General features: G+C 70.3%; 21 protein-coding genes. 6 read left to right on the top strand and 15 right to left on the bottom strand.

What is annotated here, in order from left to right; translation table 11 throughout:
* Nucleotides 1-25: 25 nt before the first annotated feature.
* The 6 genes from polC to ACFQMF_RS14625 form a co-directional block, all read right to left on the bottom strand.
* On the bottom strand, nucleotides 26-5,683 hold the full coding sequence (gene polC / locus ACFQMF_RS14650) for a DNA polymerase II large subunit (RefSeq protein ID WP_256409900.1): 5,658 nt from the start codon (nucleotides 5,681-5,683) through the stop codon (nucleotides 26-28).
* Nucleotides 5,684-5,699: 16 nt separating this feature from the next.
* Nucleotides 5,700-6,119 carry a PPC domain-containing DNA-binding protein gene (locus tag ACFQMF_RS14645; RefSeq protein WP_256409901.1) on the bottom strand — a complete coding sequence of 140 codons (420 nt, stop codon included), beginning with the start codon at nucleotides 6,117-6,119 and terminating at the stop codon, nucleotides 5,700-5,702.
* A gap of 181 nt (nucleotides 6,120-6,300) precedes the next feature.
* Complete coding sequence (locus ACFQMF_RS14640) at nucleotides 6,301-6,678, bottom strand: NifU family protein (protein ID WP_144799984.1); 378 nt, start codon at nucleotides 6,676-6,678, stop codon at nucleotides 6,301-6,303.
* 95 nt (nucleotides 6,679-6,773) lie between these two features.
* Entirely contained in the window at nucleotides 6,774-7,100 is a 327-nt protein-coding gene (locus ACFQMF_RS14635) for a DUF5783 family protein (RefSeq protein WP_256409902.1), read from the bottom strand.
* 232 nt (nucleotides 7,101-7,332) lie between these two features.
* Nucleotides 7,333-10,038 (bottom strand): heavy metal translocating P-type ATPase, encoded by a 2,706-nt coding sequence (locus tag ACFQMF_RS14630; protein WP_256409903.1) that lies wholly within the window; start codon nucleotides 10,036-10,038, stop codon nucleotides 7,333-7,335.
* 501 nt (nucleotides 10,039-10,539) lie between these two features.
* A complete protein-coding gene (locus ACFQMF_RS14625) occupies nucleotides 10,540-11,139 on the bottom strand; it encodes an AsnC family transcriptional regulator (protein ID WP_256409904.1) in 600 nt (199 codons plus the stop codon).
* 132 nt (nucleotides 11,140-11,271) lie between these two features.
* Here ACFQMF_RS14625 and ACFQMF_RS14620 point away from each other — a divergent pair, with 132 nt between their 5' ends.
* Nucleotides 11,272-11,469, top strand: a complete 198-nt coding sequence (locus ACFQMF_RS14620) for a heavy-metal-associated domain-containing protein (protein WP_256409905.1) — start codon at nucleotides 11,272-11,274, stop codon at nucleotides 11,467-11,469.
* 34 nt (nucleotides 11,470-11,503) lie between these two features.
* Here ACFQMF_RS14620 and lpdA read toward each other — a convergent pair whose 3' ends face one another.
* From lpdA to ACFQMF_RS14585, 7 genes are all read right to left on the bottom strand, one after another.
* On the bottom strand, nucleotides 11,504-12,931 hold the full coding sequence (lpdA, locus tag ACFQMF_RS14615) for a dihydrolipoyl dehydrogenase (RefSeq protein ID WP_256409906.1): 1,428 nt from the start codon (nucleotides 12,929-12,931) through the stop codon (nucleotides 11,504-11,506).
* On the bottom strand, nucleotides 12,931-14,649 hold the full coding sequence (locus ACFQMF_RS14610; RefSeq protein ID WP_256409907.1) for a 2-oxo acid dehydrogenase subunit E2: 1,719 nt from the start codon (nucleotides 14,647-14,649) through the stop codon (nucleotides 12,931-12,933). Before ACFQMF_RS14610 ends, lpdA begins: the two co-directional genes overlap by 1 nt.
* 2 nt (nucleotides 14,650-14,651) lie before the next feature.
* Nucleotides 14,652-15,638, bottom strand: a complete 987-nt coding sequence (locus ACFQMF_RS14605; RefSeq protein WP_256409908.1) for an alpha-ketoacid dehydrogenase subunit beta — start codon at nucleotides 15,636-15,638, stop codon at nucleotides 14,652-14,654.
* Nucleotides 15,639-16,742, bottom strand: coding sequence for a pyruvate dehydrogenase (acetyl-transferring) E1 component subunit alpha (gene pdhA, locus ACFQMF_RS14600; protein ID WP_256409909.1), 1,104 nt, complete (start codon nucleotides 16,740-16,742; stop codon nucleotides 15,639-15,641). It lies immediately after the preceding gene.
* A gap of 312 nt (nucleotides 16,743-17,054) precedes the next feature.
* The gene (locus ACFQMF_RS14595; protein ID WP_256409910.1) at nucleotides 17,055-17,477 is read right to left on the bottom strand and encodes a DUF8146 domain-containing protein; all 423 of its coding nucleotides are present in this window, start codon (nucleotides 17,475-17,477) and stop codon (nucleotides 17,055-17,057) included.
* Between the two features lie 125 nt (nucleotides 17,478-17,602).
* Nucleotides 17,603-18,253 (bottom strand): RPA family protein, encoded by a 651-nt coding sequence (locus ACFQMF_RS14590; protein WP_256409911.1) that lies wholly within the window; start codon nucleotides 18,251-18,253, stop codon nucleotides 17,603-17,605.
* A gap of 1 nt (nucleotide 18,254) precedes the next feature.
* Nucleotides 18,255-19,181, bottom strand: a complete 927-nt coding sequence (locus tag ACFQMF_RS14585) for a replication factor A (RefSeq protein WP_256409912.1) — start codon at nucleotides 19,179-19,181, stop codon at nucleotides 18,255-18,257.
* A 766-nt stretch (nucleotides 19,182-19,947) separates the two neighbouring features.
* Here ACFQMF_RS14585 and ACFQMF_RS14580 point away from each other — a divergent pair.
* The 4 genes from ACFQMF_RS14580 (at nucleotide 19,948) to ACFQMF_RS14565 (ending at nucleotide 24,463) form a co-directional block, all read left to right on the top strand.
* Complete coding sequence (locus ACFQMF_RS14580) at nucleotides 19,948-20,250, top strand: DUF7091 family protein (protein ID WP_256409913.1); 303 nt, start codon at nucleotides 19,948-19,950, stop codon at nucleotides 20,248-20,250.
* Nucleotides 20,251-20,336: 86 nt separating this feature from the next.
* Entirely contained in the window at nucleotides 20,337-21,554 is a 1,218-nt protein-coding gene (locus tag ACFQMF_RS14575) for a hypothetical protein (protein ID WP_256409914.1), read from the top strand.
* Nucleotides 21,555-21,680: 126 nt separating this feature from the next.
* On the top strand, nucleotides 21,681-23,615 hold the full coding sequence (locus ACFQMF_RS14570) for an ABC transporter substrate-binding protein (protein ID WP_256409915.1): 1,935 nt from the start codon (nucleotides 21,681-21,683) through the stop codon (nucleotides 23,613-23,615).
* Nucleotides 23,612-24,463, top strand: coding sequence for a phosphatase PAP2 family protein (locus ACFQMF_RS14565; protein ID WP_256409916.1), 852 nt, complete (start codon nucleotides 23,612-23,614; stop codon nucleotides 24,461-24,463). Before ACFQMF_RS14570 ends, ACFQMF_RS14565 begins: the two co-directional genes overlap by 4 nt.
* 1 nt (nucleotide 24,464) lies before the next feature.
* Here the strand turns inward: ACFQMF_RS14565 and ACFQMF_RS14560 are convergent, their stop codons facing one another.
* Entirely contained in the window at nucleotides 24,465-25,136 is a 672-nt protein-coding gene (locus ACFQMF_RS14560) for a DsbA family oxidoreductase (protein ID WP_256409917.1), read from the bottom strand.
* An 85-nt stretch (nucleotides 25,137-25,221) separates the two neighbouring features.
* Between ACFQMF_RS14560 and ACFQMF_RS14555 the strand changes: the two genes are divergently transcribed.
* Nucleotides 25,222-26,106 (top strand): hydroxymethylpyrimidine/phosphomethylpyrimidine kinase family protein, encoded by an 885-nt coding sequence (locus ACFQMF_RS14555; protein WP_256409918.1) that lies wholly within the window; start codon nucleotides 25,222-25,224, stop codon nucleotides 26,104-26,106.
* A gap of 19 nt (nucleotides 26,107-26,125) precedes the next feature.
* On the opposite strand, the gene ACFQMF_RS14550 is transcribed toward ACFQMF_RS14555, so the two are convergent.
* Nucleotides 26,126-26,938 carry a ZIP family metal transporter gene (locus tag ACFQMF_RS14550; RefSeq protein WP_256409919.1) on the bottom strand — a complete coding sequence of 271 codons (813 nt, stop codon included), beginning with the start codon at nucleotides 26,936-26,938 and terminating at the stop codon, nucleotides 26,126-26,128.
* Nucleotides 26,939-26,974 lie beyond the last annotated feature (36 nt).

Below are 26,974 nucleotides of genomic sequence, written 5' to 3'. Positions count from 1 at the left end.
GTGCCGCGGCGGCGGTCGCGGCGCGTCACATGAAGTCCGCGATGCCCGACTGCTTGTTGGTGTCGTCCTCGAAGATCGATTCGAGCGACTCCTCTAACACCTTCAGCCGCTGTTTCGTGTAGGGCCGACAGCCGAACCGGTCGGCGACCTCGATCGCCGTGTCGACGTACTTGTTCACCGACCCCCGGTGGACGGTGAGGTTCACCCGGCCGCCGCACTCGCGGCAGTCGCCCGAGAGTGGCATCCGGCGGTACTTCTCGCCGCAGTCGAGACACCGCGTCTCCTGCCGCGAGAACGCCCGGAGGTTCCCGATGATGTCCGGGAGGAAGTGGTACTCGATGACCCGCTCGGCCACGTCGGTCTCGTCGACCGCGCGGAGCTTCCGGGCCAGCTCCAGCTGCGCGTCCATCTTCTCCATCATGTCGCCGAGCGTCTTGTACGCCGATAGGTCCGGGCCCATCGCGATATCCGTCGTGTCGTGGGTGTGGTCGAACCCGTGGTACTCGTCGTCGGTGCCCAGCGTGTCCTCGCCGAGCTGAATGCGGTCCGCCAGCTCCTCCGGGTCGGTCAGATCGAGCGTCGCCTCGTAGAACTCGCGCGGGTACTCGCGCACGATGTCCATGTTGTGCGCCTCGTCGTCGATCTCGGAGGGATCGATCCGCGAGGACATCACGAGCGGGGCGTCCATGGAGTTGTGAGCGTACAGCCAGTTGGCCGTGAACACCGGGTCACCGCCGACCTGCAAGTCGTAGAGGTGGCCGTCGTAATCGATGCGATCTACGTCGGTAACCCGGAGATACGCGAGGTCACCGTCAACGAGCGGACGGATCGCGTCGAGATTCTCGCGTGCGACGGGTGGGAGGTCGCGCTCGTCGAGCGTCCCGACGATCGACTCCAACTGTTCGAGACTGATGTTTTCACGTCGCTTGAGGTATTTCGGGATGAGCTCGGTGATACCCGAGATGTCCATGCGCCTGATTTCGAGGAGCTCCTCAGGAACGCCGACCGTGAGACTCTTCGGTTGATATGGATCCTCGCCATTGAGGACGCGTCGAAGCGGGTTGTCCGATGCCCCGCCGGAGACGGTCACCGTGTAGATCCGTTGTCGAGGCGTCTCTCTGTCGCGCGTCGAGACGTTGGCAACGATGCCGAGTCGGTGGAGCAGGAAGACGATCCCGTCTTTGAGGTCTTCACTCGTCGTATGGAATCTGATCGACGTGTGATTTTCGTCGGTCGTTTCGCTCCCGTCTCCAGTAATGAATCCACGTAAGAACGACCGTACCACCGATCGGTCGCCGCGGCGGATCGGTTCGGGAACGACCTTTTCGCTCGAATCGTACGACTCCTCGTCACGGAAGCCGAGTTCGAACAAGACGTCCTCGAACACGGCCGGGAACCCGATTTCGTACGCCTTGTTCGACCACCGTACCGACGGTTCGACGCCGAGCGTATCCGTGATGATGCGCTCGGCCCGTCGGACGACCTCCTCGTCGGCGTTGGTGATAGTTGGTCGAACGGACGAGGTCGATCCCTCAGCGGCGAACAGTCCGAGAAGCCACGAGAAGTCCTCGTTCATCGGGATATACCGCGAGACGCCCTTCGAGGATCCCTTGCGACCGATCTGCGGGTTCCACTCGGCGCGCCAGTTTCGTGATACCCCTTCGATATCACGGAGGGTTCGCAAGGCGACCTTCTTTTTCGAGAGTCGATACGAGAGTCCGCCGTCGAAGGCAGCGCGAGCGTCACTTCCCCACGGCGCCTCGTCCCACACCTCTCGGAGATAGGATTCAACCGATTCGTCGATGAACACGTAGGGGTCGTCGACGCACTCCGCGACGTCGACGACGTTGCCGGCCTGCGGCTCGACGTCGAACTGCTGTGGTGCGACGACGAGGTCGCCGACTTCGAGGTCATCGCCGGCGACTTCTTCGATACCGTCATCGTACCGAAACAGACTGTGATTCGGCGTGATATCGAGCGATCGTCCGAACTGCGTCTCGACCCTGAGCAGGGTCTCGTCCTCGTCGGCGCGGTATCGGATCGCCTTCTCAATCGGTTGGAGACTCGACTCGTGACCCTCGTCGAACGTGTACGTCTGCCAGCCTTCGTGTACGCACGTTCGTTTCTTGAACTTTCCATCGACTTCGACGGGCGATTCGAGCTCGTTCCAGAACTCCTCGAATGTGAGGTATCGGATCCGCCCCTGTGGATCGCGAGCGACGAGTCGGGAGTCCTCGGCGACACTGCCGCCACGCTGATCGGGGAGGTACTCCTTCGAGAAGTTGAGAAGTCCGTCCATGAGCAGCATTACGCAATCCTCGTCGCCGTCACACTGAGCGACCAGTAAATCGTTCGCCGCGAGCGTGTGCGTCTCGGCGACCGTGAGATTGTAGGTGTATTCAACGTCGCTTTCGAGGAGTTCGATCGAATCGACTACGTCCGGCTTAATCCCTCCGTCCGCAGTCACATCAGCGGTGACGGCCGCCGACGTCTCGTAATCGACAGTCGTCGCTGGAACCAAATCACCGGACTCCAGTTCGTTCGCGGCGACCTTCTGAACACTTCCGTCCTCGACTCGCAGCATCTCGTGGTCGGGCGTCACGCGAATAGAGCGTCCACGCCGAGTCTCGACCCGAACGAGATGGTCCTGACTCGGGTGTTTCGAGATAGCAGTCACCGACTGTGTCGACCTGTTTCCGCATTCGTCGATCGAAGGGACTTCGATTGAGCCATCGAGTTCGTCCACGAGCGTTCCGAAGTCGTCTGTCTCAGGGTCATCCAACCAATCCTCAACGAAGGTCTCGATACTCTCGCGCTGCCAACCCGCTTCGTCTCGGTACTTGATCTCCGTCTCCGGGTGGAAGCAGTTCCGCCGTTTCGCGGCGTGAAAGTACGGATGAGCGTATCCGACGGCGGCCGACGTGAATCCCACCACTCTCCCGACAGTCGCGGCGCTCGTGTGGGGGGCCATCCCGAAGACGAGCTCGCCGACGAGGTCGTCGCGCTCGTTCACCTCGTAGAAGCGGGGGAGCCCGTAGAACTGTTCGAGGAGGTCGTCGACGAAGTCGGCGGTCCGCAGCATGTGCTCGGCGGCGCCGTCGGAGAGGACGATGTCTTGGACCCGGAGCTCGACGAGCTGGTCGTCGTGGCGCAGCGGCTCGCCGTCGATGTCGGTCTCGTAGCCGATCTCGCGGAGGTGGTCGGCGGTGACGTCGAGCTCCTCGGGCCGGACCGACGTGACCGGGAGGTCCGTCATGTCGTATCTGACCGTGCCGTCCTTGAACGACGTGACGCCGTTCTTCGCGCGGAGGATCCCCTTCTCGATCGGCTCGGGGGTCTTGTTCCGCGAGGTGAGCCCCTGGACCCCCTTCAGGATCTCGAAGGAGGCCTCGCGCTCGCCGACGGTCTCCAGCGCGGAGCGGTAGGCGTCGTTGAGGTCGACCTCCTGGTACGTCGCCGCCCGCACCTCCCACTCGCAGCGCGGGCACTCGACGCGGCCGGCCTCGTCGGGCTCGCAGACGGTGCCGCAGTCGTTGCACTCGTAGTGGGGCTCGGTGTGGACCTCGCAGTCGGGACAGCGCGCCTTGTACGTGTGCTCGCCGCAGTCGGGACAGACCCGGTCGGAGACCTCGACCTCCAGCCGGCCGCGGTGGCCCGAGTCGTCCATCACGCTCGCGGCCTCGGCGACGTCGCGCTGGGGGCCGCCGGCCTCGTTGATCGGGAACAGGGTGTGGACCGCCGGGGAGAGGTCGCGGCTCTCCGACTTCTCGGGCCGGCCCATCCGGTTGCCGATCCGGGTCGGCGCGCGCTCTCGTATCTCGAACGGCGCGACCTCGTTGACGGCCTTCACGGCGTTGTCGCCGTCGGCCCACTCGCGGGCCGCCGCCGAGAGGTCGTCCGCGCTCCACGTCTTCCGGAGCCCGTCGTCGACGCCAAGCGACCGCGCGAGCGGGCGCCACGTCGGGATCCGGAGCGCGTCGGGCGTGGCGGTGTGCTCGACCAGCAGCGCCTCCAAGGCCGTTTGCGTCGCCTCCGTGCGCTCGATCGCGAGGACGCCCTCGACCACGTCGCCGTCGGCGACCGCCTCGGCGAGGGCCTCGAACGCCGCGACCGACACGTCGTGCCAGAGGTAGGTGTACTCGGGATGGAGCGGGCAGTCGTACTCGCGCGCCCACGCGAGTGCCTCGTCGACCTCGGGGTGTTCGAGGTCGACGTGGGGGTCGTCGCGCAGGGCCTGCACGTCGGCGCCGGCGTCGGCGAACTCCTTGACCCACCACTCGGAGACGTACGAGGCGGGCGCGAGCGGGTGGTTGTTCTCGACGAACTCCCCGTAGTTGACGAGGTACTCGCCCAGGTCGAGCACCTTCTCGACGCCGTTGCGGACCTCCTTCGCCTCTTCGGGGTCGTCGATGCGCCGGACCTCGCCGTTCGCGAGCCGGACCGTCGGCCCCTCGATGGAGTCGACAGGGACGACCCCGTGGGCCTTCCCCGGGCGCTCCGTCTTGATCTGCGTGCCGGCCGCGAGGAAGTCGTCGACGAGGTGCATCGTCGCCGGGTGGACCCCGCCGGTCGCGAACCCGTGGTTGCGCGCGCGACCGTACCGGAGCCGGAAGCCGCCCGCCTCGCTCGGATGGGTGAACACGGGCCGACCCGCGATCAGGTCGCGGAGGAACTTCTGCGAGGGCTTCGCGCGCGGCGGGCCGTCGGGCTCCTCGCCGCCGGACTCGCCTCCCTCGTCGCCGGCGTCTCCGGCGTCGTCCGCGTCGGTCTCACCGCCGTCCGCTCCCGGTTCGCCGTCATCCTCACCGGACGCCGCCGCGTCGCCCTCGCCGGCCCCGTCATCCCCGATCGTCCCGTCGATCAGGTCCTGGAGCCAGGGCCAGTCGACCTCGTCGAGGTCGCGGGTGTACCGCTGGATCTTCGGGGCCTTCAGCGCGATCCCCTCGGCGGCGACGAGGCACATCCCGCCGCGCGCGGAGTTCGTGTCGACGCGCTCGAGGTCGCGGAAGCCGGAGACCTCCTCGTCGCTCGTCGCCTCCCCGTCGAGCATGACGGGGATGTGCTCCGCGATGAACTTCGACTCCTTGTCCTTCGGCGTGTACTGGAGCCCGGTGTCCTTGTCGTAGAGGGCGATCTCCTCGGCGTAGCGCTCGACCTCCACGTCGCGCGGCTTGTACCGATCGATGCCCAAGAGCGATCGGGCGTAGTCGGCGACGAGCACCGACAGCGCCTGCGCGGTCCCGCCCGCCGACCGGATCGGTCCGGCGTAGTAGACGTTGACGAACTCGGTGCCGTCGTCGTTCTCCAGGAGCTCGACGCGGTCGATCCCCTCGATCGGGGCGGCGACGACCCCCTCCGTGAGCAGGGCGACCGCGGTCCGGACCGCGCCCTCGACCTTCCCGGCGCGGGAGTCGTAGTCGCCGACGGTCCCCTCGACGAAGTCGGTGACGAGCTCTAAGGCCGCCTCCTCGCGGGACATCTCCCCTTCGAGCTCGCGGACGCGCTCCGCGACGCCGTCGATGCCGAGGATGTTCTCGACGCGGTCCGCCATGTCGCGGGCGACGGGGATCTCCACCTCGGGCTCCGGGTCGTACCCCTGCCCCTTCGCCGTCTCCGCGAGCTCCAGCGCCTCGTCGAGCCGGTCTTCGATCCGGGCGAAGTAGCGCTCGTCGTCGGGCCTCATCGCCGCGAGCGCCGCCTCACAGCCATAGGTCGAGGTCGGTCGTCTCGTCGTGCGACCGCTCCAGCGGCTCGTCGAACGCGCGCAGGTGACACTCGCCCGCCCAGACCGTCCCGGAGTCGAGGTGCCCGGCGAGCGCCTGCCCGCTCGGGCGCGACAGCACGGCGTGGGTGTGCGCGAACACGTCGCCGTCGAGCAGCGAGACGTTCCCGACGCATGCGGCGACCTCCAGCGGCTCGTCGAAGGTCACCGACCGGTACTCGGTGTCCTCCTGGTCGTAGAACCAGACGTCGGCGTCCTGCACGGCGCCGAGCGCCGTGAACCAGCCCGCCTCGACGTCCTCCGCGCGGGCGAGGTCCTCGATCTCCTCGCGCCAGTCGGCGCCGGTTTCGAATCGGGCGACGTACTCCGCCGTCGTCTCGACTTCCCGGTGGTGCATAGGAATCGCCCACGGTCGCCGAGGGCAAAAAGGCTTCAGTCGCGGTGTCGCGGCCGACCGGATCCGAATTGGTATAGCGAATACGGGTTTATTCTTCGAACGCGGCTTCACAGCGGGAACGCACAGATCCGTCGCTAGGGGAGCAGAGGCGTCGGAAACGAGGAATCGAGAGGCGACGCGCTTAGAACGGGGCCTGCGGACCTTCGTCGTCGCCGCCGTCGTCGGTCGTCTCGCCGGGGAACGAGGGAGACATCCCGCCGCTGCTGGTCCCGCCGAGGTCGCCGTCGGCGCCCGAGTCCATGCCCGTGTCGGCGTGGACCGTCTCGATCTCCGGGATCTCCTTGACCATCCGGGACTTGATCGCCTGGATCGTCATCGGCGAGATGCCGCAGCCGGAGCAGGCGCCCCCGAGCTGGATCGTGACCTCGCCGTTCTCGCGGTCGAGGTGGCTGATCGCGGCGCTCCCGCCGTGCATCTGGATCTGCGGGAAGTTGCGCCGCAGGAAGTTCGTGATCCGCTCGCGGAGCTCGTTTTCCCCGTCGGCCGTGTCCGTGCTCATGCCAGCGAGTTGGCGGTCGGCGGGCTTATGCCTTTGGTTCGACCGAACTCGAACCGCGAGAACCGGCGTCTCGAACGACGAATCGGGGGGAGACGCTACTCCGGCCGGTCGACCTGGAACGTCCGGTGGAGCTCCGCCTCGATCCGCTCGACGTACTCCTCGAGGGTCTCCTCGAACGTCTCGTCGTCGACGAGGACGCCCTCCAGCCGATCGCGGGGGTTCTCGGGGAGCTCGACGCGGAACTCGCCGTCCTCGTAGAACGGCTCGGACTCGTTGAGGATGGTCTGGTCGATCCCGTGGATGAGCTGGGAGTCGTGACGCTCGTTCATGTGGTTGAACGCGTTCTTGTACGCCCGCTGGAGCTCGTTGAAGTAGTTCGCGTACTTGTCCTCGAACTTCTCGGGGTCGAACTCGTCGGCCATGTCTCGTCGGACGGCCCGACGAGGAAAAAGCCGGTCGATCGCGGGCGGGACGCCGGAAAACGACGGCAAGCGCCGCCTCGGAGCGCTGAGAGGCGCCGTTACCGAAAGGCGGAAAATACGGGGACGAGCGCTTGGTGAATTGTATAGCGCTATATCAAAACCGCGCGAGTGCGGATCCGCCGCTCGACCGAGGTCGACGGAGACGCGCGAGAGACCGCGTCCGCAACGGCGACTACCGCAGCCGGCCGAGCAGCCGGTAGTCGCGGTCGGGGTCGTACCGGCGGAACAGCAGGCTGTTCGTCAGCACGCTCACGCTGGAGAGCGCCATCGCCCCCGCGGCCAGCGCGGGCTGGAGCAGGCCGAGCGAGGCGAGCGGGATCATCAGCGTGTTGTAGCCGAGCGCCCAGACGAGGTTCTGTTTGATCTTCCGAAGCGTCGCGTCCGAGACGCGGATCGCCTTCACCACGTCGAGCGGGTCGTCGCGCATCAGCGTCACGTCGGCGGCCTCGATCGCCACGTCGGTGCCGCTCCCGATGGCGGTGCCGACGTGCGCGACCGCGAGCGCCGGCGCGTCGTTGACGCCGTCGCCGACCATCATCGCCTTCCGGCCGTCGGCCTGGATCGCCTCGACGGCGTCGGACTTGTCCTCCGGCAGGACGCCCGCCCGGACGTTCTCGGGGTCGATGCCCACCCGCTCGGCGACGGCGCGGGCGGTGCGCTCGTTGTCGCCGGTGATCATCATCACGTCGATCGCGCGGTTGCGGAGGGCCGCCACGGCCTCCGCGGCGCTCTCCTTGACCGTGTCGGCGTCGGCGACGACGCCGATCAGCTCCCCGCCGTTCGTGTCAGCGGGCGCGCGAGCGACGAGCATCGCCGTCTTCCCCTCGCGTTCGAGACGTTCCATCGTCTCGGTCGCGGCCGAGGCGTCGACCCCCTCGTCGGCCAGCAGCTTGCGGTTCCCGACGAGGACCTCGCTCCCGTCGACCGTCGCGCGGACCCCCTGTCCGGGGACGTTCTCGAACGTTTCCGGCTCGGGGACCTCTAGGCCGCGTTCGCGCGCGCCCTCGACGATGGCGCGGGCGAGCGGGTGCTCGCTGTCGCGCTCCGCGGCGGCGGCGAGCCGGAGCACCTCGTCCTCGGCGTCGCGCTCGGCGTCCGGAGTCGCGGGGTCGGGATCGGCGTCCGAAGTCGCGGCGTCGCCGTCCTCGGACTCGGCTCGCCGCGCCGCGCCGCCGTCGGGGACCGGGTCGCCGTCGCGGTCGAACGCGACGACGTCCGTCAGCTCCATCTCGCCCTCGGTGAGCGTCCCGGTCTTGTCGAAGACGACGGTGTCGACGTCCCTGGCGCGTTCGAGCACGTCGCCGCCCTTGAACAGGACGCCGTGGCCGGCGCCGATCGCGGTGCCGACCATCGTCGCGGCCGGCGTCGCCAGCCCCAGCGCGCAGGGGCAGGCGATGAGCACCGCGGAGGCGAAGACGACGATCGCGAACTCCGAGACGGAGACCGCGCCGCCGGCGACCGCGGGGCCGCCCGCGACGAGCCCCCACAGCGGGAGGCCGTTCACGAACGCGGCGAGCGCCGCGGGGAAGCGGTACCAGACGGCCCCCCACAGCAGGGCGTTGACGATGACCGCCGGGACGAAGTACGCCGAGATGCGGTCGGCGAGGTTCTGGATGTCGGGCTGACGCGACTGCGCCTCCTTGACGGTCCGGACGATCCCCTGAAGCGCGGTGTCGGCGCCGACCTTGGTCGCCTCGACGACGAGCGCGCCGTTCTCGTTGATCGTCGAGCCGATCACCTCGTCGCCCTCGCGCTTCTCGACCGGGACGGCCTCGCCGGTCACCATCGACTCGTCGACCGCGCTCCGCCCGTCGACGACGACGCCGTCGGTCGGGATCTTCTCGCCCGGCCGGACCTTCATTCGGTCGCCGACCTCGACCTCGTCGACCGGGACCTCCTCCTCGTCGCCGTCCTCGTCGATCAGGGTGGCCCGGTCGGCCTCCATCTCCAAGAGCCTCCGGAGCGCCTCGCCGGCCCGGCCCTTCGAGCGGGCCTCCAGGTAGTTGCCGAGAGTGATGAAGACGAGGATGAGCGCCGCCGTGTCGAAGTAGAGGCTCCCGGCGATCGCGCCCGAGAGCGCCGCGACCGAGTAGGCGTACGCGGTCGTGGAGCCGAGCGCGATCAGCACGTCCATGTTGGCGCGCCCGTTCGTCACGAGCGCCTTGTAGGAGTTCTCGTAGAACGGGCGCCCCAGGACGACCTGCACGGGCGTCGCGAGCAGGAACTGGACCCACCCGATCCGGATCCCGAAGACGGTCTCCGGGAAGAGCGCCCCGTCGAACAGGAGGTGGTCGGCCATGAACAGGAGCAGCGGCGCCGCGAGCGCGGCCCCGAAGAGCGTCAGGCGGAGCTGCCTGCGGACCTCCTCCTCGCGGGCCGCGTCGCGGGCGTCCCGTGGGGCGTCGCTCTCGCCCGTCTCCGCACCGGACTCTCCTCCGTCGGCCGCGTCACCTCCTCTCTCCCGGACCGGCGAGTAGCCCGCCGACTCGACCGCGTCGTAGAGGTCGCCGGGCGAGGCGTCGGCGGGGTTGTACCTGACCCGCGCCTCGTCGGTCGCGTAGTTCACGTCGGCCTCGATCACGCCCGGCGTCGATTCGAGGGCGTCGGCGTTGGCCTCCGCGCAGTTCGCACACGACATGTCCGTGATCGCCACGGTGACGGTCTCGCTGACCGCGCCGTAGCCCGCGGCCTCGATCGCGTCGAATATCTCGCCGAGCGACACCGCGTCGGGGTCGTACTCGACCGACCCCTCGTCGGTGGCGTAGTTGGCGTTCGCCGAGACCACCCCGTCGAGGTCGCCGAGTGCGTCCTCGATCGTCGCCGAGCAGTTGGCGCAGGACATCCCCGTGACGTTCAGATGGGCTGTTCTCGTTGGCATATCTATTACTACGTGTCCCTCCCTTAGGCGGTTTTCTGCTTCGCGATCGGGGGTTCAGATGGGTCGAAACCTTCGAATGCAAAGCGGCTACCGATCCCGAGAGACCGAGGAAAGGGAAGAGGAGAAGTCGGAGCGATTGAAGACCGTATTTAAAAAGAGGGCGGTGGCGCGCCGGTGAGCGCCCGTGAGGGCGCGAACCGCGCGCGAGGGAGTCGCTGGCGGCGCCAGCCGCCAGCGACGAGGCTGGGGAGGCGTGAGGCTGCGGTGCTGTGCGGGGCGGGTGGGACTCAAAGGGGCGGCCACGAGAGGCGCGGAGGCGACGTAAGCACCGCAAGGAGGGAGCGAAGCGACTGACTGAGGAGCGCAGCGAGCGTGCGCGCCTCTCGCGGCCGGGGCTTTGGCGGTGTTCACCGACGATCTTTCGATGGGCCCTTATAAACGAGCGATTGGGGAGTTTCAGGCGTTCACCGACGATCCGCGGTCACCCACTCATGCAGCGTATCACGCGCCCCCCTCCAGTCGCTGGTACCGCTCTCTGAACCGCGACAGGCAGGACGGACAGCAGAAGTGGTACACCTCGCCGTCGATCCGCGCCGTCTCGCCCTCGCTGTCGACGGTGTTCGAACACTCCGCGCAGGTCAGCGCGAACTCCACGCCCTCGACCGAGGGCGTCCACTCGAACTCGTCGACCAGCGTGACGGCGTAGTCGTCGACGGCGACCCCCTCGAACAGCCCGGCCACCCACTCCCTGACGTTCCGCCCCTCGACGCGCCCGTACACCCGCAGATCGCCCTCGGCCGTGACGAAGACGTGTCCGACCGCGTCGGCCTCGCGGGCGCGCTCCCGCGCCGCGTCGAGCGCCTCGGGGCGGTTCGGCGGCAGCTCCGCGTCTACCAGCACGGGGACACCGGCCCGGAGCTTCGTCCGGTCGACATCGACCGTGAACCCCTCGATGACGCCGGTCTCCTCCAGCCGCGTGACGCGGTCGGAGACTGCCGGTCCCGACAGCCCCACGCGCTCGCCGATCTCGCTGAACGGGCGCCGGGCGTCCGCGGCCAACAGCGACAGGATCTCCAGGTCCGTCTCGTCGAGGTCGCGCATGGGGTCGGGTACGGGCTCGCGATACAAGACGGTTGCCCGGGTTCGCTTACGATTCCAAAGCGTGTGCCGCGATTGAACCGGACTCGCGAAGCGGAAAGCGACAAACGTCCGCCGGCCCTATCGTCACTCGTCATGGGCCGAACGATCACGGTCGAGGGAATGTCGTGTGGACACTGCGAACGGAGCGTCGCGGAGGCGCTCGAAGGCGTCGACGGCGTCGAGCGCGCGACCGCCGACCGCGAGAGCGCGTCCGCGACCGTCGAGGGCGACGCGGACCCGGACGCCTTGGTGAGCGCCGTGAGCGAGGCAGGCTACGACGCGTCCGCTTGAGCGGGACGTAGCGGTCGACTCGCCCGCCGCTCGCCTACCGGTTCAGCGTGTGGATCGCCTGGCCGCGGGCGTTCTCCGCGGCCTCCATCACCGCCTCCGCGAGGGTCGGGTGCGTGTGGACCGTCGCCGCCACGTCCTCCAGCGTCGCGCCCATCTCGATCGCGAGCGCGACCTCCGCGACCAGCTCGGACGCCTCCGGCCCGACGATCTGCCCGCCGAGCACGAAGCCGGTCTCGTCGTCGGCGACGAGCCGGACGAACCCCTCGGCGTGGCCGGTCGTCAGCGCCCGGCCGGAGGCGTTGAACGGCATCTCGCCGACGACGGGGTCGAACCCCTCCGCCTCGGCCTCCGCCTCGGTCAGCCCGACCGTCCCGATCTCGGGGTCGGTGAAGACCGCCGCGGGGATCGCTTGCTGATCCATCGCGGCCGGCTCGCCCGCGATCACCTCGGCGGCGACGATCCCCTCCTTCGAGGCCGCGTGTGCGAGCATCGGGTCGCCGGCGACGTCGCCGACGGCGTGAATGTGGTCGACCGCGGTCCGGGTCCGGTCGTCCGTCTCGATGAACCCGCGGTCGTCCGTCTCGATCCCGGCGTTCTCGGGGTCGAGCCCGTCGGTGACCGGCTGGCGGCCGACCGCGACGAGGACCTTATCGACGCCGTACGTCGACTCCGCGCCTTCCTCGGTCTCAGTGTGGAGGAGGTAGCCGCCGTCGGCGGCCTCCGACCACTCGCTCGCGCCCTCGCCGAAATTGAACTCGACGCCGAGCTCCTCGGCGCGCGTGCGGACGATCCGCTTCACGTCGTCCTCGTACGGCTGCAGAATATTGTCGAGCATCTCGACGACCGTCACGTCGGCGCCGAGCTTGGCGTAGGTGGTCGCCAGCTCCATCCCGATGTACCCGCCGCCGACGACCCCGAGCCGGTCCGGGACCGTCTCGGCGTCGAGCGCCTCCGCGGAGCTCCAGACGTGGTCCTCCGCGAAGTCGAAGCCGGGGATCTGTATCGGGCGCGACCCGGTCGCGACGACCGCGTGCTCGAACTCGATCGACTCGGAGCCCTGCCCCTCGCCGCCGTGCGCGACGCGCGCGGTGTGCTCGTCAACGAAGGAGGCGGTCCCCTCGATCAGGTTGACGCCGTTCGCCTTGCAGAGCTTCTCGACGCCGCCCGTCAGGCGGTCGACCACGCCGTCCTTCCACTCGACCATCTTCCCCATGTCGACGGCGGGGTCGGCGTGGACGCCCATGAACTCCGCGTTGCCCGCCTCGTGGGCGAGCCCGCTCCCCGTGATCAGCGCCTTCGAGGGGATACAGCCGCGGTTCAGACAGGCGCCGCCGTAGGCGTCCCGCTCGACGAGCGTCGCGTCGAGCCCCTCCTGTGCGGCGCGGATGGCGGCGACGTAGCCGCCCGGTCCGCCGCCGATGACCAGTACCTCCGTTCCGGTTGCGATGTCTCCGACGACCATTATTCGTTGAGTAGCAGCAGGGGGGTTTCTAAGTGTTCCATCACGGTGTTCGCGAACTCGGCCGCGACCGCGCCGTCGACGACCCGATGGTCGATCGAGAGTGACAGCGGGAGCGTCGGCGCCGGGACGACCTCGCTCGTTCCGTCGCGCTCGCGCACGACGGGGCGCTCCTCGATGGCGCCGAGCCCTAAGATCGCCGTCTCCGGGTAGTTGATGATCGGCGTCGCGAACTCGCCGCCGACGGCGCCGAAGTTGGTGACGGTGAACGTGCCCCCCTTCATCTCCGCGGGCTTGAGCGACCGGTCGCGGGCGCGCGCCGCGAGGTCGCGCACCTCTTCGGCCAGCTCGAAGAGCCCCTTCTCGTCGACGTCGTCGACGACGGGTACCATCAGCCCGGCGTCGGTCGCGACCGCGATCCCGAGGTTGTACTCCTTCTTCAGGACGATCTCCTCCTCGTCCTCGCGGAGCTCGCTGTTGAGGTACGGGTGCTCCTTCAGCCCCGCGACGATCGCCTTCATCACGAACGGCATGTAGGTGAGCTTCACCCCCCGCTCCGCCGCCGTCGGCTTCAGCTCCTCGCGCGCCGCCACGAGGGCGTCGACCTCGGCGGTGTCGTGGTGGGTGACGTGCGGGGCCGTGAACTTCGAGCGCTCCATCTGCTTCCCGATGGTGCGGCGCACCCCGCGGTACGGGACCGTCTCGTCGCCCGACTCGGGCGCGCTCGTCTCGTCGCCGCCCGCCTCTGTCGCGCCGGCGGGAGCGGGCTCCGCGTCGCCGGCGGCGTCGCTCGCGGCGGGCTCCGCGTCCGCGCCGACGTCGACCGGCTCCGGTTCGGGCGTCGGTTCGGCCGACCCGCCTCCAGTCGACGCGGTCGCGGCGGCCGACTCCAACGCGTCGGCGTACGCCCGCACGTGCTCGCCCGTGACGAACGCCTCGCCGTCGCGGGTCTCGTCGGTCGGCACGTCGTCGACGTCGACGCCGCGGTCGCGAGCGAGCTTCCGCGTCGCCGGCGTCGCGAGCGTCGTGTCGCGGCCGGCCGGCTCCGGGGCGTCGCCGGACCCGTCCTCGCCGCGCTTGCGCACGGCCGATTTCCGGTCCCCGGAGCCGACGTCGGTCGGGGTCGGCGCGGGCGCCTCGTCGGATTCGGCGCCGCCCGCGTCGGCGCCTCCCGCGTCGCCCGCGGCGTGCGCCCGCACGTCGGCCTCGGTGACGCGACCGCCGGGACCGCTCCCGTCGACCGCGGCGAGGTCGACGCCGAGTTCGCGCGCGAGCCGGCGGGCCGACGGGGGCGCGAAGGTGCGGCCCGAGGGCGTCTCCGGTTCGGCGTCGGCCGCGGCCGGTTCCGGCTCCGCGTCGGCGGTCCCCGGCTCGGCGCTCGCCTCGTCGGCGGCGGCCTCGCTCTCGGCGGCGGCCGCGGTTTCGTCGCCCGCCTCGTCCACCGCGTCCGCCTCACCCGTCTCATCCGCCTCACCTTCCTCGTCGACGCGGAACGAGATGATCACGTCGCCGACGGGGACCATCTCACCCTCCTCGACGAACAGCTCCTCGACGGTCCCGTCGTAGCTCGACGGCACCTCGACGAGCGCCTTGTCGGTCTCGACCTCCGCGACCGGCTGGTCCTCCTCGACGCGGTCGCCGGGGGCGACGAGCCACGAGACCAGCTCGCCCTCGGCGACGCCCTCGCCCACGTCGGGCAGTTTGAACTCTTTGACCGCCATGGTCAGAACTCCACCGCCTCCCTGATACCCTCCTCGATGCGGGTCGCGGTCGGGAGGTAGTAGTCCTCCAGCGCGTACAGCGGGTAGGGCACGTCGAAACCGGTGACGCGCTTCACGGGCGCCTCCTGGTACAGCAGCGCCTCCTCCTGGACGATAGCCGTGATCTCCCCGGCGAGCCCGCCCGTCTTCGGGGCCTCGTGGACGACGACCGCGCGGCCGGTGGCCTCGAACGCGTCGACGATCGCCTCGCGGTCGAGCGGGGAGACGGTGCGGAGGTCGACGACCTCGCACTCGACCCCCTCCTCGGCGAGGCTCTCGGCCGCCTCCAGCGTCGGGCGCGTCATGGCGCCGTAGGTGAAGACGGCCACGTCGTCGCCCTCGCGGCGGGTCGCGGCCTCGCCGATCGGGACCGTGTACGGCTCCGCGGGCACCTCGTCGCGGAACGCGCGGTAGATGAGCTTCGGTTCGAGGAAGATCACCGGGTCGGGGTCGCGGATCGACGCCGCGAGCAGCCCCTTCGCGTCGTACGGGGTCGAGGGGATGACGACCTTGAGCCCGGCCTCGTGCGCGTAGAACGCCTCCTTCGACTCGGAGTGGTGCTCCGGCGCGCGGATCCCGCCGCCGTACGGGGCGCGCAGGGTCATCGGGAGCGTGAACCGGCCGCGGCTCCGGGCGCGGAACCGCGCCATGTGAGAGACGATCTGGTCGAAGCCGGGGTACATGAACCCGGAGAACTGGATCTCCGGAACCGGACGCAGCCCCATCGCGGCCATGCCGACCGCGCAGCCGACGATCCCCGACTCCGCCAGCGGGGTGTCGACGACGCGGTCGCCGCCGAACTCGTCGAACAGGCCCTCGGTCGCCCGGAAGACGCCGCCGTTCTTCCCGACGTCCTGGCCGAGCACGAGGACGTCGTCGTCCTCGCGCATCTCGCTGTACAACCCGTCACGTACCGCCTGAACGACGGTGAGATTCTGTGTGTCGCTCATTTACTCCTCCAGGAACGCCTCGTCGCCGTGCGTCTCGCGGAACGCCGCGAACTCCTCGCGCTGTCGCTTCAGCTCGGGCGGGAGCTCCGCGTACGCGTGTTCGAACAGCTCGCTCGGTTCCGGCCGCGCGACCGCCTCCGCCGCGTCGATGGCGTCGGCGACGCGCTCCTCGACCGCGCTCTCGATCTCGGCGACGCGCTCGTCGTCGAGGATCCCCTCCGCGCGGAGGTACGCCTCCAGCCGCGGGATCGGGTCCTTCTCCTTCCAGCGCTCGACCTCGTCGTCGTCGCGGTAGACGGTGGGGTCGTCGGCGGTCGTGTGCGCGCCGAAGCGGTACTGGACCGCCTCGATCAGCGTCGGGCGCGGGCGGTCGGCGTCGGGGTCGCGCGCCTTCTCGACGGCCGCCTCCGTGACGCTGTACACCGCGAGCGGGTCCATCCCGTCGACCTGCACGCCGTCGATCCCGTACGCCTCCGCCTTCTGTGCCAGCGTCGCGCTCCGCGTCTGCCGCTCGCGGGGCACGGAGATGGCCCACTGGTTGTTGTTACAGAAGAAGACGGTCGGCGTGTCGAAGACGCCGGCGAAGTTGACGCCCTCGTGGAAGTCGCCCTCGCTGGTCGCGCCGTCGCCGAAGTAGCAGAGGAACACCTCGTCGGTGCCGCGGAGCTTCGACGCCCACGACGCGCCCGTGGCGTGGGGCACCTGCGAGGCGATGGGGACGGCGACCGGGAAGACGTTGACGCCCTCGGGCGCCTCGTTGCCCGCCTCGTGGCCCATCCAGTAGAGGAGGGTCTGTTTCAGCGGGAGCCCGCGGACCAGCGCCGCGCCGTGCTCGCGGTAGGAGGGGACCATCCAGTCGCCCTCGGCGAGCGCGGTCGCGGAGCCGATCTGCGCGCCCTCCTGTCCCGACAGCGGCGGGTACGTCCCCATCCGCCCCTGTCGCTGGAGGCTCACCGCCCGGCCGTCGAAGTGGCGGGCGAGCCGCATGTGACGGTAGATGTCGACGAGCGCCTCGTCGTCGAGGTCGGGGACGTCGCCGACGACCTCGCCGTCCTCGTCGAGCACGCGAACCGGATCGTCGTACGCCCTGTCGAACACGCTCACGGTCGGACCCACCTGTTCATGTTCGAACAGTCCGCCGCCCGGGTAATATCGTTTTCGTAGGTAGTTTACGATGCTCAGAAATCGGTCGGCGCGCTGAGAATCCGTCCATCAGACCCCGGGAGAATCGGACGTCTCTGAATAACCCGCGCCGAGCCCGGCAATATTTTCGGCGACTCGGCGGTTTCCTCGAACAGTACCGGACAAACCGGACGGTTTCCCGAGGGATCGAAACCGCGGCGGGAGGCGGCACCGCGACTCGACGGGGTCGATCGGAGCGCGGGGAACGGCGGGCGGGACGCGGCCGGACGCCGGTCACCCGAGCCGGAAGGAGGGTTCGTCGGGCTCGCCGCGATCGTCGCGGTCGCCGTCGAGGTCCTCCAAGTGGATCACGTCCTCGTCCTCGTCGTCCAGCTGCTCGCGGAGGTGGTTGATGTACCGCTTGTGCTCCTCGAGCTGCTCGCGGAGGTGGTCCGCTTCGAGCTCCAGTCGCTCGTGCTCGCGGACGAAGCTCTTGGGGACCTCGACGCGCGGGGGGAACACCTCCCCGGTCTCGGTCTCGCTCTGGAGCTCCGCCTCGGGGACGGCGCGGACCTGTCCGTCGTGGGCAACGAGCGTGTCCACGTAGTCCCGGAACACCGCTGACAGCGAGATGTCCCGCTCCTCCGCGATGTCGCGGAGCGCCTCGAACGCGTCCTCGTTGACGCGGAACGAGATCGTCTTGTTCTTGTTGCCCATCACCGATCGGCTCCTCGCGCGAGCCACTTAAGCGTTCGTCAGACGGTGGCACGGAACGAGTGAATACCGGGGATTACGGGCGTGAGACGCCCGAGGAACGCCGCGATCCGAGAGACCGGGGCCCGTCAGGGCTCCGGCGTTCCGGCCGGGTCCGCGGCGTCGCCGAGGTCCTCGTCCGCGGCGTCGCCGGCGAGCTCGTCGCCGTCGCCCTCGTCGAGGTCCTCCAGCGCCGACAGCGCGGCGGCCTTGTACGTCTCGGGGTCGAGGTCGTACTCCTCGCGGGCCATCCGCGCGTACTCGTTCCCCTCGTCGTCGAACGCGGCGACGCGCTCGATCGTCCGCGTGGCCGTCTCGGCGACCCAGCGGTCGCGGGTGGCGGCGTCGACCTCGGTGATCGACTCGGGGCGGACGGAGACCCGGACGGTGCCGTCGTCGGTCTCGTACGTCCGGGGCTTCCCCACGACTGCGACGTACGCCGGGGGCTCCGTGTCCCGGAGCTTGGAAGCGGCTTCCGGCTGGTACTGGCCGGCGTACACGAAGAACGTGCCCGTCGGGTCGACGATGCGGCCGCGCCAGTACTCGCTGTCCTCGCCGACGTCCTCCTTCTCCGTGAGCGTCCCCACGAAGAAGACGCGGTTCGCGGACTCGCCCGTCGGCAGCAGCGCGTAGACGGGGGCGCGCTCGTCGTCGGACTCGGTGAACGTGTAGCCGGCGTCGTTGAACTCGCTCGCGAACGCGCGCCGGGCGACCTCTCGGGTGGGTGCGGATTGACTCATATCAGATCGACCTCGCTTCGATCAGCGCGCTTTCCACGTCGACTTCGCCGGGGTTCTCCATCTCGTCGGCCAGGACGTACCGGCCGAAGGTGGGGCCGGTGACGCGGTAGTACCGCCCGAGCACGTCGTCGGCCATCTCCTCGGCGACGACGGTGGTGTCGAGCGCGTCCATCGCCATGTCCTTGGCCTCCTCTAAGCCCATCCCGGTGAGCTCCTCGGTGGCCTCGCGGTCGAAGATGACCTCGGTGACGGTCTCGCCGTCGTCGAGGACGCCCTTGATCCGCAGGTCGAACTCGCCCTCGACCTGCCCGTGCTCGGAGCAGCGGCCGTTCTGGAGGACGCGCGTGCAGTCGTCCTCGGGGCAGCGCTTGATCAGCCCGGAGCCGGACTGGATGTCCACGAGGGCGCCCTCGACGGTGTCGGCGTTGTCGCCGACCTCGATCTCCTCGTCGACCTCGGTGATACCGGTGGTCCGGTTGAGCTTCACCGAGTAGCTGCCCTCGTACTCGTCGGTGACGACGTTCGAGAGCTCGTACGCCTTCCCCTCCTCCAGCTCGGGGAGGTCGGAGGTCTCGAAGGCGACGAACTTGATCGTCCCCGACTCGTCGCCGAGGAGCCCGACCTGCGAGATCGAGTCGCTGCGGGGCTCCCAGAGGTCGACCAGCTTCACGCGTAGGTCGACCCACTGTTCGTCCTCGTCGATCTCGTCGACCAAGACGGACTCGCTGCCGCCGCGGCCGAGCTCGTCGCGCTCCATCCCGGCGTCTTCGAGGTAGCCGTTGGTGACGCTCCGGCGCGCCTCGTCGAGGGGCACGCGGTACTCGTTGACGAGGTTCTCCAGTCGCTCCTCGACCTCGTCGGCGTTCACGTCGAGGTGGTCCGAGAACTGTTCCGCTATCGCTTCCGCTTCCTGTCGCAGTTCGCTCATGGGGTGTCTCCGCCTCCGGTCGTGTTTCAATGGGAGGCGTACGACGGTTGGTTCCTCACGGTATTAAAAATCCCGTAACCGCGGTGAAAGTGGTCCGTTCGCCGCCCTCACGGACGCTTCCGGCGGTTCTCGGTATTCGACGGCCGGCCGCGTCAGACGCCCGTATGCCACGCGCGGGCGCCGTTTCAAGTGGAACCGTACCACGCGAGTCGTCCGCACGCAACGTTCAGATGTAAATAGAGTCCGGTGGCGTGCGCCTGCGAGCGGCCGGCGGGCCGCGAGCAGACCGCACGAGGGAGTCAGTCGTCCGGAGCGAAGCGAAGGACGACTGACGAGGCTGGGGAGGTATGAGGTGCGGTTGCGTTGCGGGGTGGGACTCAAAGGGGCAGCCGCGAGGCGGGCGCAGGTGACGCAAGTAGCGTGGCGCTGCGCGCCACGGAAAGCCGCCGGACGCGCCGCCGGCGACACCGCAGGGAGCGAACGAAGTGAGCGACCGAGGCGCGCAGCGAGCGTGCGCCCGCCTCGCGGCTGGGGCTTTGGCGGTGTTCACCGCAAGGCGATCGATCGCGTACCGCCGAGCGGCTGGGGCTTTGGCGGTGTTCACCGTCCGTCCGAAATCAACCATTATAAACAATCGACCGGAGATTCGGAGAGATCCACCGCGACGGCGACGGTATATAAATCACTCACGCCGGGCCCGTCAACAGCGAACCGATCATCCGCATATCGCCAACGGACCTATATCCCGCGCGCCGGTACGACTCCCATGGACGACCGACTCGAACGCGTCATCCGCCAAAAGCTCCGCGAGGCGGGCAAGCAGTTCGAGGAGGCGAAGCGGGCGTACGCCGAGGCGAGGGACGACCCCGACGGCGACGCCGCGGGGGCGGACCGGTACGACCTCCCGACCGACGACGACGGGCGCGCCCGGATCGTCTGCCGGCGGCACGCGGAACGGCGGGCGGTCGCCGTCGACGCCGAGGGGCGCCCCTCCTGTTTCGACGCCGGCCACCCCGACTGCGAGGGCTGCGCCGAGGACGTCCGCGACGGGGTCGTCGAGACCTGGTGAGGGCGGATTCGGCGGGCCCCCGTCGAGGAGGGCGGTCCCCCCGGCCACCCGGAAGGCGTTTTTAGACGGGCGTCCTCGGAGCGGTCATGAGGCGAGCGACGGTCGTCGGGCTCCTCCTCGTCGTCGGGGTCGGCCTGGCCCTCTCCGGCGCCCTCGCCGGGCCGCCAGGAGGGCCGCCGGGAGGGCCGTCGCCCGCGGAGGAGCCGGAGGCGGCGACGGTCTCCGAGGGGTCGCTCATCGCGGTCGACGGCGACTACCGGCTGTGGCCGTACACGAGCCGGAGCCGGTCGGTCGAGGGGCGGACGCTCGCGATCAACGTCGTGGTGCACGCCGACGCGGCGGCGACCCGGACGGCGATCGAGCGCGGGACGGCGGCCGACTGGGAGGAGACCGACCGGGCGGAGTCGGCGGCGACCGCCGACGCCGAGCGGGTGCGGGCGCTCGTCGAGCGCGACTGGGCCGACGCCCGCAGCTCGACGCGGTACGGCTACGTCGAGGGGCCCGGGGGCGGGACGTGGCTGACGGAGACGTTCGAGCTCCACGACGGGACGTACCTCGGGGTTCGCGACCACCTCCGGGCGTACGAGTCGCCCGACGGGGCGTACACCGCGATCCAGGCCCACGAGGAGTACTACGACTGGTTCCGGCTGCGTCACACGGTGCCCGGGATCGACGACCCGGCGGTCCGGCTGGAGGACGAGTTCATCCGCGGGGCGGTGGACGCCGAGGTCCGCCGCGAGTACCGCGGGATCGAGGGCGGCTGGAGCGACGGCTGGCTCTCGGTGATCGAGCTGGCGTCGCTCGCGACCGTCGCCGGCGCCCTGCTCCGGCGCCGGACCCGGGCGGCCGCCGTCGACCTCGCGGGACGGAGCCGTCGGGAGGCGGCGCGGCACGCGGGCGCGGCGCTGCTCGGGGCCGCGCTCGGCGCCGTCGTCGTCGGCGTGCGGGCGGCCGGGGTCGGGCTCGAACTCGCGTACCCGGCCCTGCCGCCGAAGGCGATCGCCGGGCCGCTGTACCTCGTCCTCGCGGTCGGGCTGCCGGCGCTCGTCGTCGCCCGGTCGCGCGAGTGCGACCCGACCGCGGTCGCCCTCGCGGTCGTCGTCGGGGTCGGCGCGGGGTTCGTCCTCGACTTCGCCGCGCTCGGGGTCGCGGTGCCGCCCGCGCTCGTCGTCCACCGAGCCGCGCTGCTCGCGGCGCTCGGCGCGGTCGCCGCCGGACGCGCCGCCGGCGACCGCCCCGTCCTCGGCGCGGGGCTCGCCGCGTGGGCGGTCGGGCTGGCGCTCCCGCTCGCGGGCGTGATCTGAGGCGGTCGGTGCCCGAATCGCGGTGATCGCCGCCCGAATCGCGGCCGAGTCCCCCGGTCGCCCGGGCGGCGCGGCGCGAGGACACCACAGAAGGGATATACCTCGGCGCCGAAACGGTACGGAGGAATGAACGGGTGCGTCAGCCGGCGGACGGCGCTCGCGGGGATCGGTCTGGGGGCCCTCAGCGCCGGCTGTCTGGGCCGAACCCGCAACATCGCGGGGCGCGACGGGGCGTCCCAGCTCACGCTGCGGATCGACGCGGCGCCGGCCGACAGCGACCCGAACGCGATCCGGATCGCCAGACACCTCGCCGAGAACCTGAACGCGGTGGGAATCGACGCCCGGATCAACACCCTCGGACGGACGGACCTCTGGCGGAAAGTGTTGATCAACCGGGACTTCGACGTGTACGTCGGTCAGTTCCTGGAACACGAGCCGTTCGACCCGGACGCGATGTACGCGTTCACCCACTCGCGGTTCGTCGCCGAGTCGGGCCGGCAGAACCCGTTCGGGTTCGCCGACCTCAACGGCGTGGACGAGCGGCTCGAACGCCAGCGGCGGGCTGAGGGCGACGCGCGGGCCGACGCCGTGGCCGCCCTCCAGCGCTCGCTGTGCGAGCTCCAGCCGTTCACGGTCGTCGCGTTCCCGGACCCGCTCACCGCGGTCCGCGGGGACCGGTTCGCGGGGTGGACGAACCGGCGGCCGGTCTCCGTGGCCGGACTGCTCGGGCTAGAGCGTGAGGAGGCGGTCGACGGCGCGGAGTCCGGGGACGCGACCGACGACGGCACCGGCGAGAACACGACCGACGACGGTGCGATCATCAGCGACGCGACCGGAGATGACACGGAGGCCGAGATCGCGCTCGGCGGCGACGCAGCGCGCGGAGACGACGGCGCCGTCCTCCGGCTGGTGACGACCGACGCCAACGTCACGGAGAACTGGAACCCGATCGCGGCCGAGTACCGGCGGGAGGGGACGTTCACCGCGCTGCTGTACGACCGACTCGCGCTGGCGGACGGCGACGAGGTCGTCCCGTGGCTCTGCTCGGGGTGGGAGCGCGACGACGGGACCGTGACCGTCAGGCTGCGCGACGCGCGGTGGCACGACGGCGAGCCGGTGACCGCCGGGGACGTGGCGTTCACCTACGAGTTCCTCCGGGACACCTCGATGGGGGCGCTGGAGACGGCGGTGCCGACGCCCCGGTTCCGCGGCCGGAGCTCGGTCGTCCGGGCCGCGAGGGCGGTCGACGACAAGACGGTGGAGCTCTCGGTCGGCGACGTCAACGACGCGGTCGCGGCGCGCGCGCTCCGGGTGCCGATCCTGCCGGAGCACGTCTGGGCGGACCGGACCGACCCCGCGACGATCGCCGGCTTCGAGTTCGACGTGGCGACCACCGAGGCGGTGGTGACGAACAACGAGGACCCGGTCGGCAGCGGGCCGATGCGCTTCGTCGAGGCGACGCCCGAGGAGTCAGTCGCCTTCGAGCGGAACCCGGACCACTTCCTCGCCCGCGCGGGCGACGGGGAGTCGGGGGCGGATCCGGCCGCCGGGATCCCGGAGCGGTTCCGCGGGAAGCCGGCGTTCGACCGGCTGGAGGTCGCGGTGATATCGTCCGACATCGCCGCGGTGCAGGCCGTCGGCGACGGCCTCGCGGACGCGACCGTGTCGAACCTCGGCCCGGACGCCGTGCCGCGGATCGGGCGGGAGGCCGACGCGCGGCTCGTGACCGGACGGGCGGGCGGCTTCTACCACGTCGGGTACAACGCCCGGCGTGCGCCGCTGTCGAACCCGCGGTTCAGGGCCGTCCTCGCGTCGCTGATCGACAAGCGCGCCCTCGTCGACGACGCGTTCGACGGGTACGCGCGGCCGGCGGCGTCGCCGCTGGCGACCTCGCCCGAGTGGGTGCCGAGCGACCTCTCGTGGGACGGTCGGGAGGCGGACCCGGTGTACCCGTTCGTCGGCGACGACGGGTCGCTCGACGTCGAGGCGGCCAGGGAGCGGTTCCGCGACGCGGGGTATCGGTTCGACGGCGAGGGCCGGCTCCTCTCGAGGGGCAAATGAGCTGGCTGCCGTCGGTGATCGGGTCCGTCGCGCTGTGGACCGGCGGGGCGCTGCTCCTCGCGGCCGCGACGGTCATCGGTCCGGACCGACTGCGCGGCCTCCGGGGCGACCTCGGCCGGCGGCTGTGGCGCTCGCGCCGCGCGCTCGCCGCGCTGGGAGTCGTGCTGGTCGCGAGCGCGGTCGGCCGGAGCTCGCTCCACGTCGTCTCGCGGCTGTGGGGGCTCCAGCTGACGGGCCTGATCTACGCGATCGAGGGCGAGTTCGTCGGCCGGCTGCAGGCGACGCTCGTCGCCCCCGAGCTGACGGCGTACTTCTCCGCGATATACGTGTACGGCTACGCGTTCCTGCTGTCGTTCCCGTTCCTCGCGTACCTCGCGCTCCCGCGGACGGTGGCGCTGCGGCGGCTGCTCGTCGCGTACACGTTCAACTACGCGATCGGGCTCGCGATCTACACGGTCGTGTTCGCGCACGGGCCGCGGAACCTGAACGTCGCGACGTCGCTGCTGTTCACCCACAACCCCGAATTCACCGCGCTCACGAGCGAGATAAACAAGCCGACGAACGTCTTCCCCTCGCTTCACACGTCGCTGTCGGTGACCGTCGCGGCGTTCGCCCTCCTGACGCGCGAGGAGTACCCGCGGTGGACGCCGCTCGCCCTGTGGATCTCGACGTCGGTGGTGATCGCGACGATGTACCTCGGGATCCACTGGCTCATCGACGTGATCGGCGGAATCGCCCTCGCGCTCGGCGCCGTTTCCCTCTCGTACCGGATCGTCGAGCCGGACGACGAGGCGGGGGACGGCCCGGGCGATAAAACCGACGGCGACGAGGTCGCCGGCGACGCCTAGCTCAGGCCCCCTCGACGAGGCGTTCGAGCTGCTCCGGCGGCACCGCGCCGCGGGCCGCGTGGCCGTCGTACGCGAACGTCGGGACCCCGGTGATACCGCGCTGCCGCGCCGCGTCGAACATCGCCGTCACGCGCTCGCGGAGGTCGTCGTCGCCGAGCGCGGCGTCGACGACGTCGGCGTCGAGCCCCTCGACGTCCCCCGCGACGTCGACGAGCACCTCGCGGTCGCCGATGTCGCGCCCCTCCCGCCACAGCGCCGCGAACACCGCGTCGTCGAAGGCGGGCCACGCCTCGGGCGCGGTCTCTTTCACGTGCACGGAGACGAGCTGGGCGGGCAGCGAGTCGACGTCCGTCGCGATCTCCTGGGCCATCTCGACATCGTACTGCTCCTGGAGCCGGCGGACGTTCTCCTTGGCCTGCGCGTAGTACTCCTCCCCCTTCCCGTCGTCGGCCTCGTGGTCGATGCTGCCGTCGGGGTTGCGCTTGCCCGCCCGGAGGTCGAACGGGTGCCAGTCGACCGCGAGCGGCTCGTCGCGCGTCGCCTGGTACTCGGCGAGCGACCGCCGGCCGAGGTAGCAGAACGGGCAGACGTAGTCGGAGTAGACGGTGATCGATTCCGTCGCGTCGCCGGCCGACTCGCCGCCGGCAGCGTCGTCGGAGTGAGCGTTCGACATACCTCCGGTTCGACGGCGAGCGGCAAAGGCCGTTCGGCGGCGGCGATCGCCACGACTTAGTACAACCGAGTGGTATTACCAGAGTATGACACGCGAGCGCGAGCCCGTCTCTCCGCCCGTCGCACTGACGATCGCCGGCAGCGACAGCGGCGGCGGGGCGGGGGTCCAGGCGGACCTGAAGGCGATGACGGCCCACGGCGTCTTCGGGACCGCGGTCGTGACGGCGACGACGGCGCAGAACACCCGCGGCGTCGAGGACGTCCACGCCGTCCCGGCCGATCACGTGGCGAGCCAGTACGACGCCGTGATCGAGGACTTCGACGTCGGCGCGGTCAAGACCGGAATGCTCGCCACGGCGCCGATCGTCGAGACCGCGGCCGGGCTGCTCGCCCGCTGTCCGGCCCCCGTCGTCGTCGACCCGGTGATGGTCGCCGCGAGCGGCGACCGGCTGCTCTCGCCCGCGGCCGAGGACGCCTACGAGGGGCTGATCGAGCGCGCGACGCTCGTCACCCCCAACGCCGACGAGGCGGCGGTCCTCGTCGACGACCCGGTCGAGACGCCCGCGGACGCCGCGGCGGCGGGCCGGGAGCTCGTCGCCCGCGGCGCCGGCGCGGCCCTCGTGAAGGGCGGTCACCTCGACGAGGACGGCGAGACCGTCGTCGACACGCTCGTGATCGGAGACGCGGGCGGAGACGAGCGCGGCGACGCCGACGCGGCCGAGGCCGACGCCGCGGGAGGGACCGAACCGACCGTCGTCCGCTTCGAGAATCCCCGCGTGGCGACCGACGCGACGCACGGCTCCGGCTGCGCGCTGTCGAGCGCGATCGCGGCGCGGCTGGCGCGGGGCGAACCCCTGCGCGAGGCGGTCGGGAGCGCTGTCGGCGAGATGGGGTCCGCGATCCGCCGCGGCTACGACGTCGGCGAGGGACCCGGGGCGGTGAACCCGACCGCGTTCGACGGCGGGATGTGAGGGGGGAACCGAGACGCGGTCAGACGAACGCGAGCGGCGTCATCAGCGCGGCGCCGGCCGCGATCCCGGCCGCGAGCACGGGCTTCCCGCCGCGGGGGAGGTCGGCGCCGGCCGCCAGCGCCTCCGGGACGAACTCGGTCGCGACGAGGTAGATCATCGCGCCGGCCGCGAACCCGAAGCCGTACGGGAGGAACTCGCGGGCGTACCGGACGAACGCGAAGGCGATCACCGCGCCAACCGGCTGCGGGAGGCTGGAGAACACCGCCCACCAGACCATCTTCCACCGGGAGACGCCCATCGTCCGCAGCGGGATCGAGATGGCCGTTCCCTCGGGGACGTTGTGGATCGAGATCGCGACCGTCATGAACGCGGCGAGCAGCGGGACGGTGAACCCGAACAGCTCGGTCCCGCCCGCCAGCCCGAGGTCGGCGAAGGAGACGCCGACGGCGACGCCCTCGGGGAAGCTGTGAACGGTCAGCACGCCGAGGATCAGGACGAGCTTCCTGAAGTCCGCCTCCTCGTACTCCCGCGGGTCGATGTCGGCGTCCAACAGCACGTCGTGCGCGACGACGACGAGGACGACGCCCGCCGCCAGGCCGACCCCGATCTCGACGGGCGTCCCCTCGGCGAGCCCCTCCCCAACGAGTCCGAACAGCGACGCCGAGAGCATGATCCCGGAGGAGAACCCCCACAGCGCCACGTTCCCGCGGTCACTGATCGTGTCGAAGAGGAAGAACGGGAGCGCTCCCACGCCGGTCGCGAGCGCCGTGATCAGCCCGGCGACGAAGACGAAGGCGAACGCGTCGAGGGCGACGGCGTCGAGGCCGAGCATACATTCGTCGTTCGCGGAGCGCGGCGATAAACACGA

This window comes from Halorubrum rutilum (genome assembly GCF_042665015.1).
GTDB classification, from domain to species: Archaea; Halobacteriota; Halobacteria; order Halobacteriales; family Haloferacaceae; genus Halorubrum; species Halorubrum rutilum.
This window is presented reverse-complemented; position numbering and strand designations above follow the sequence as displayed.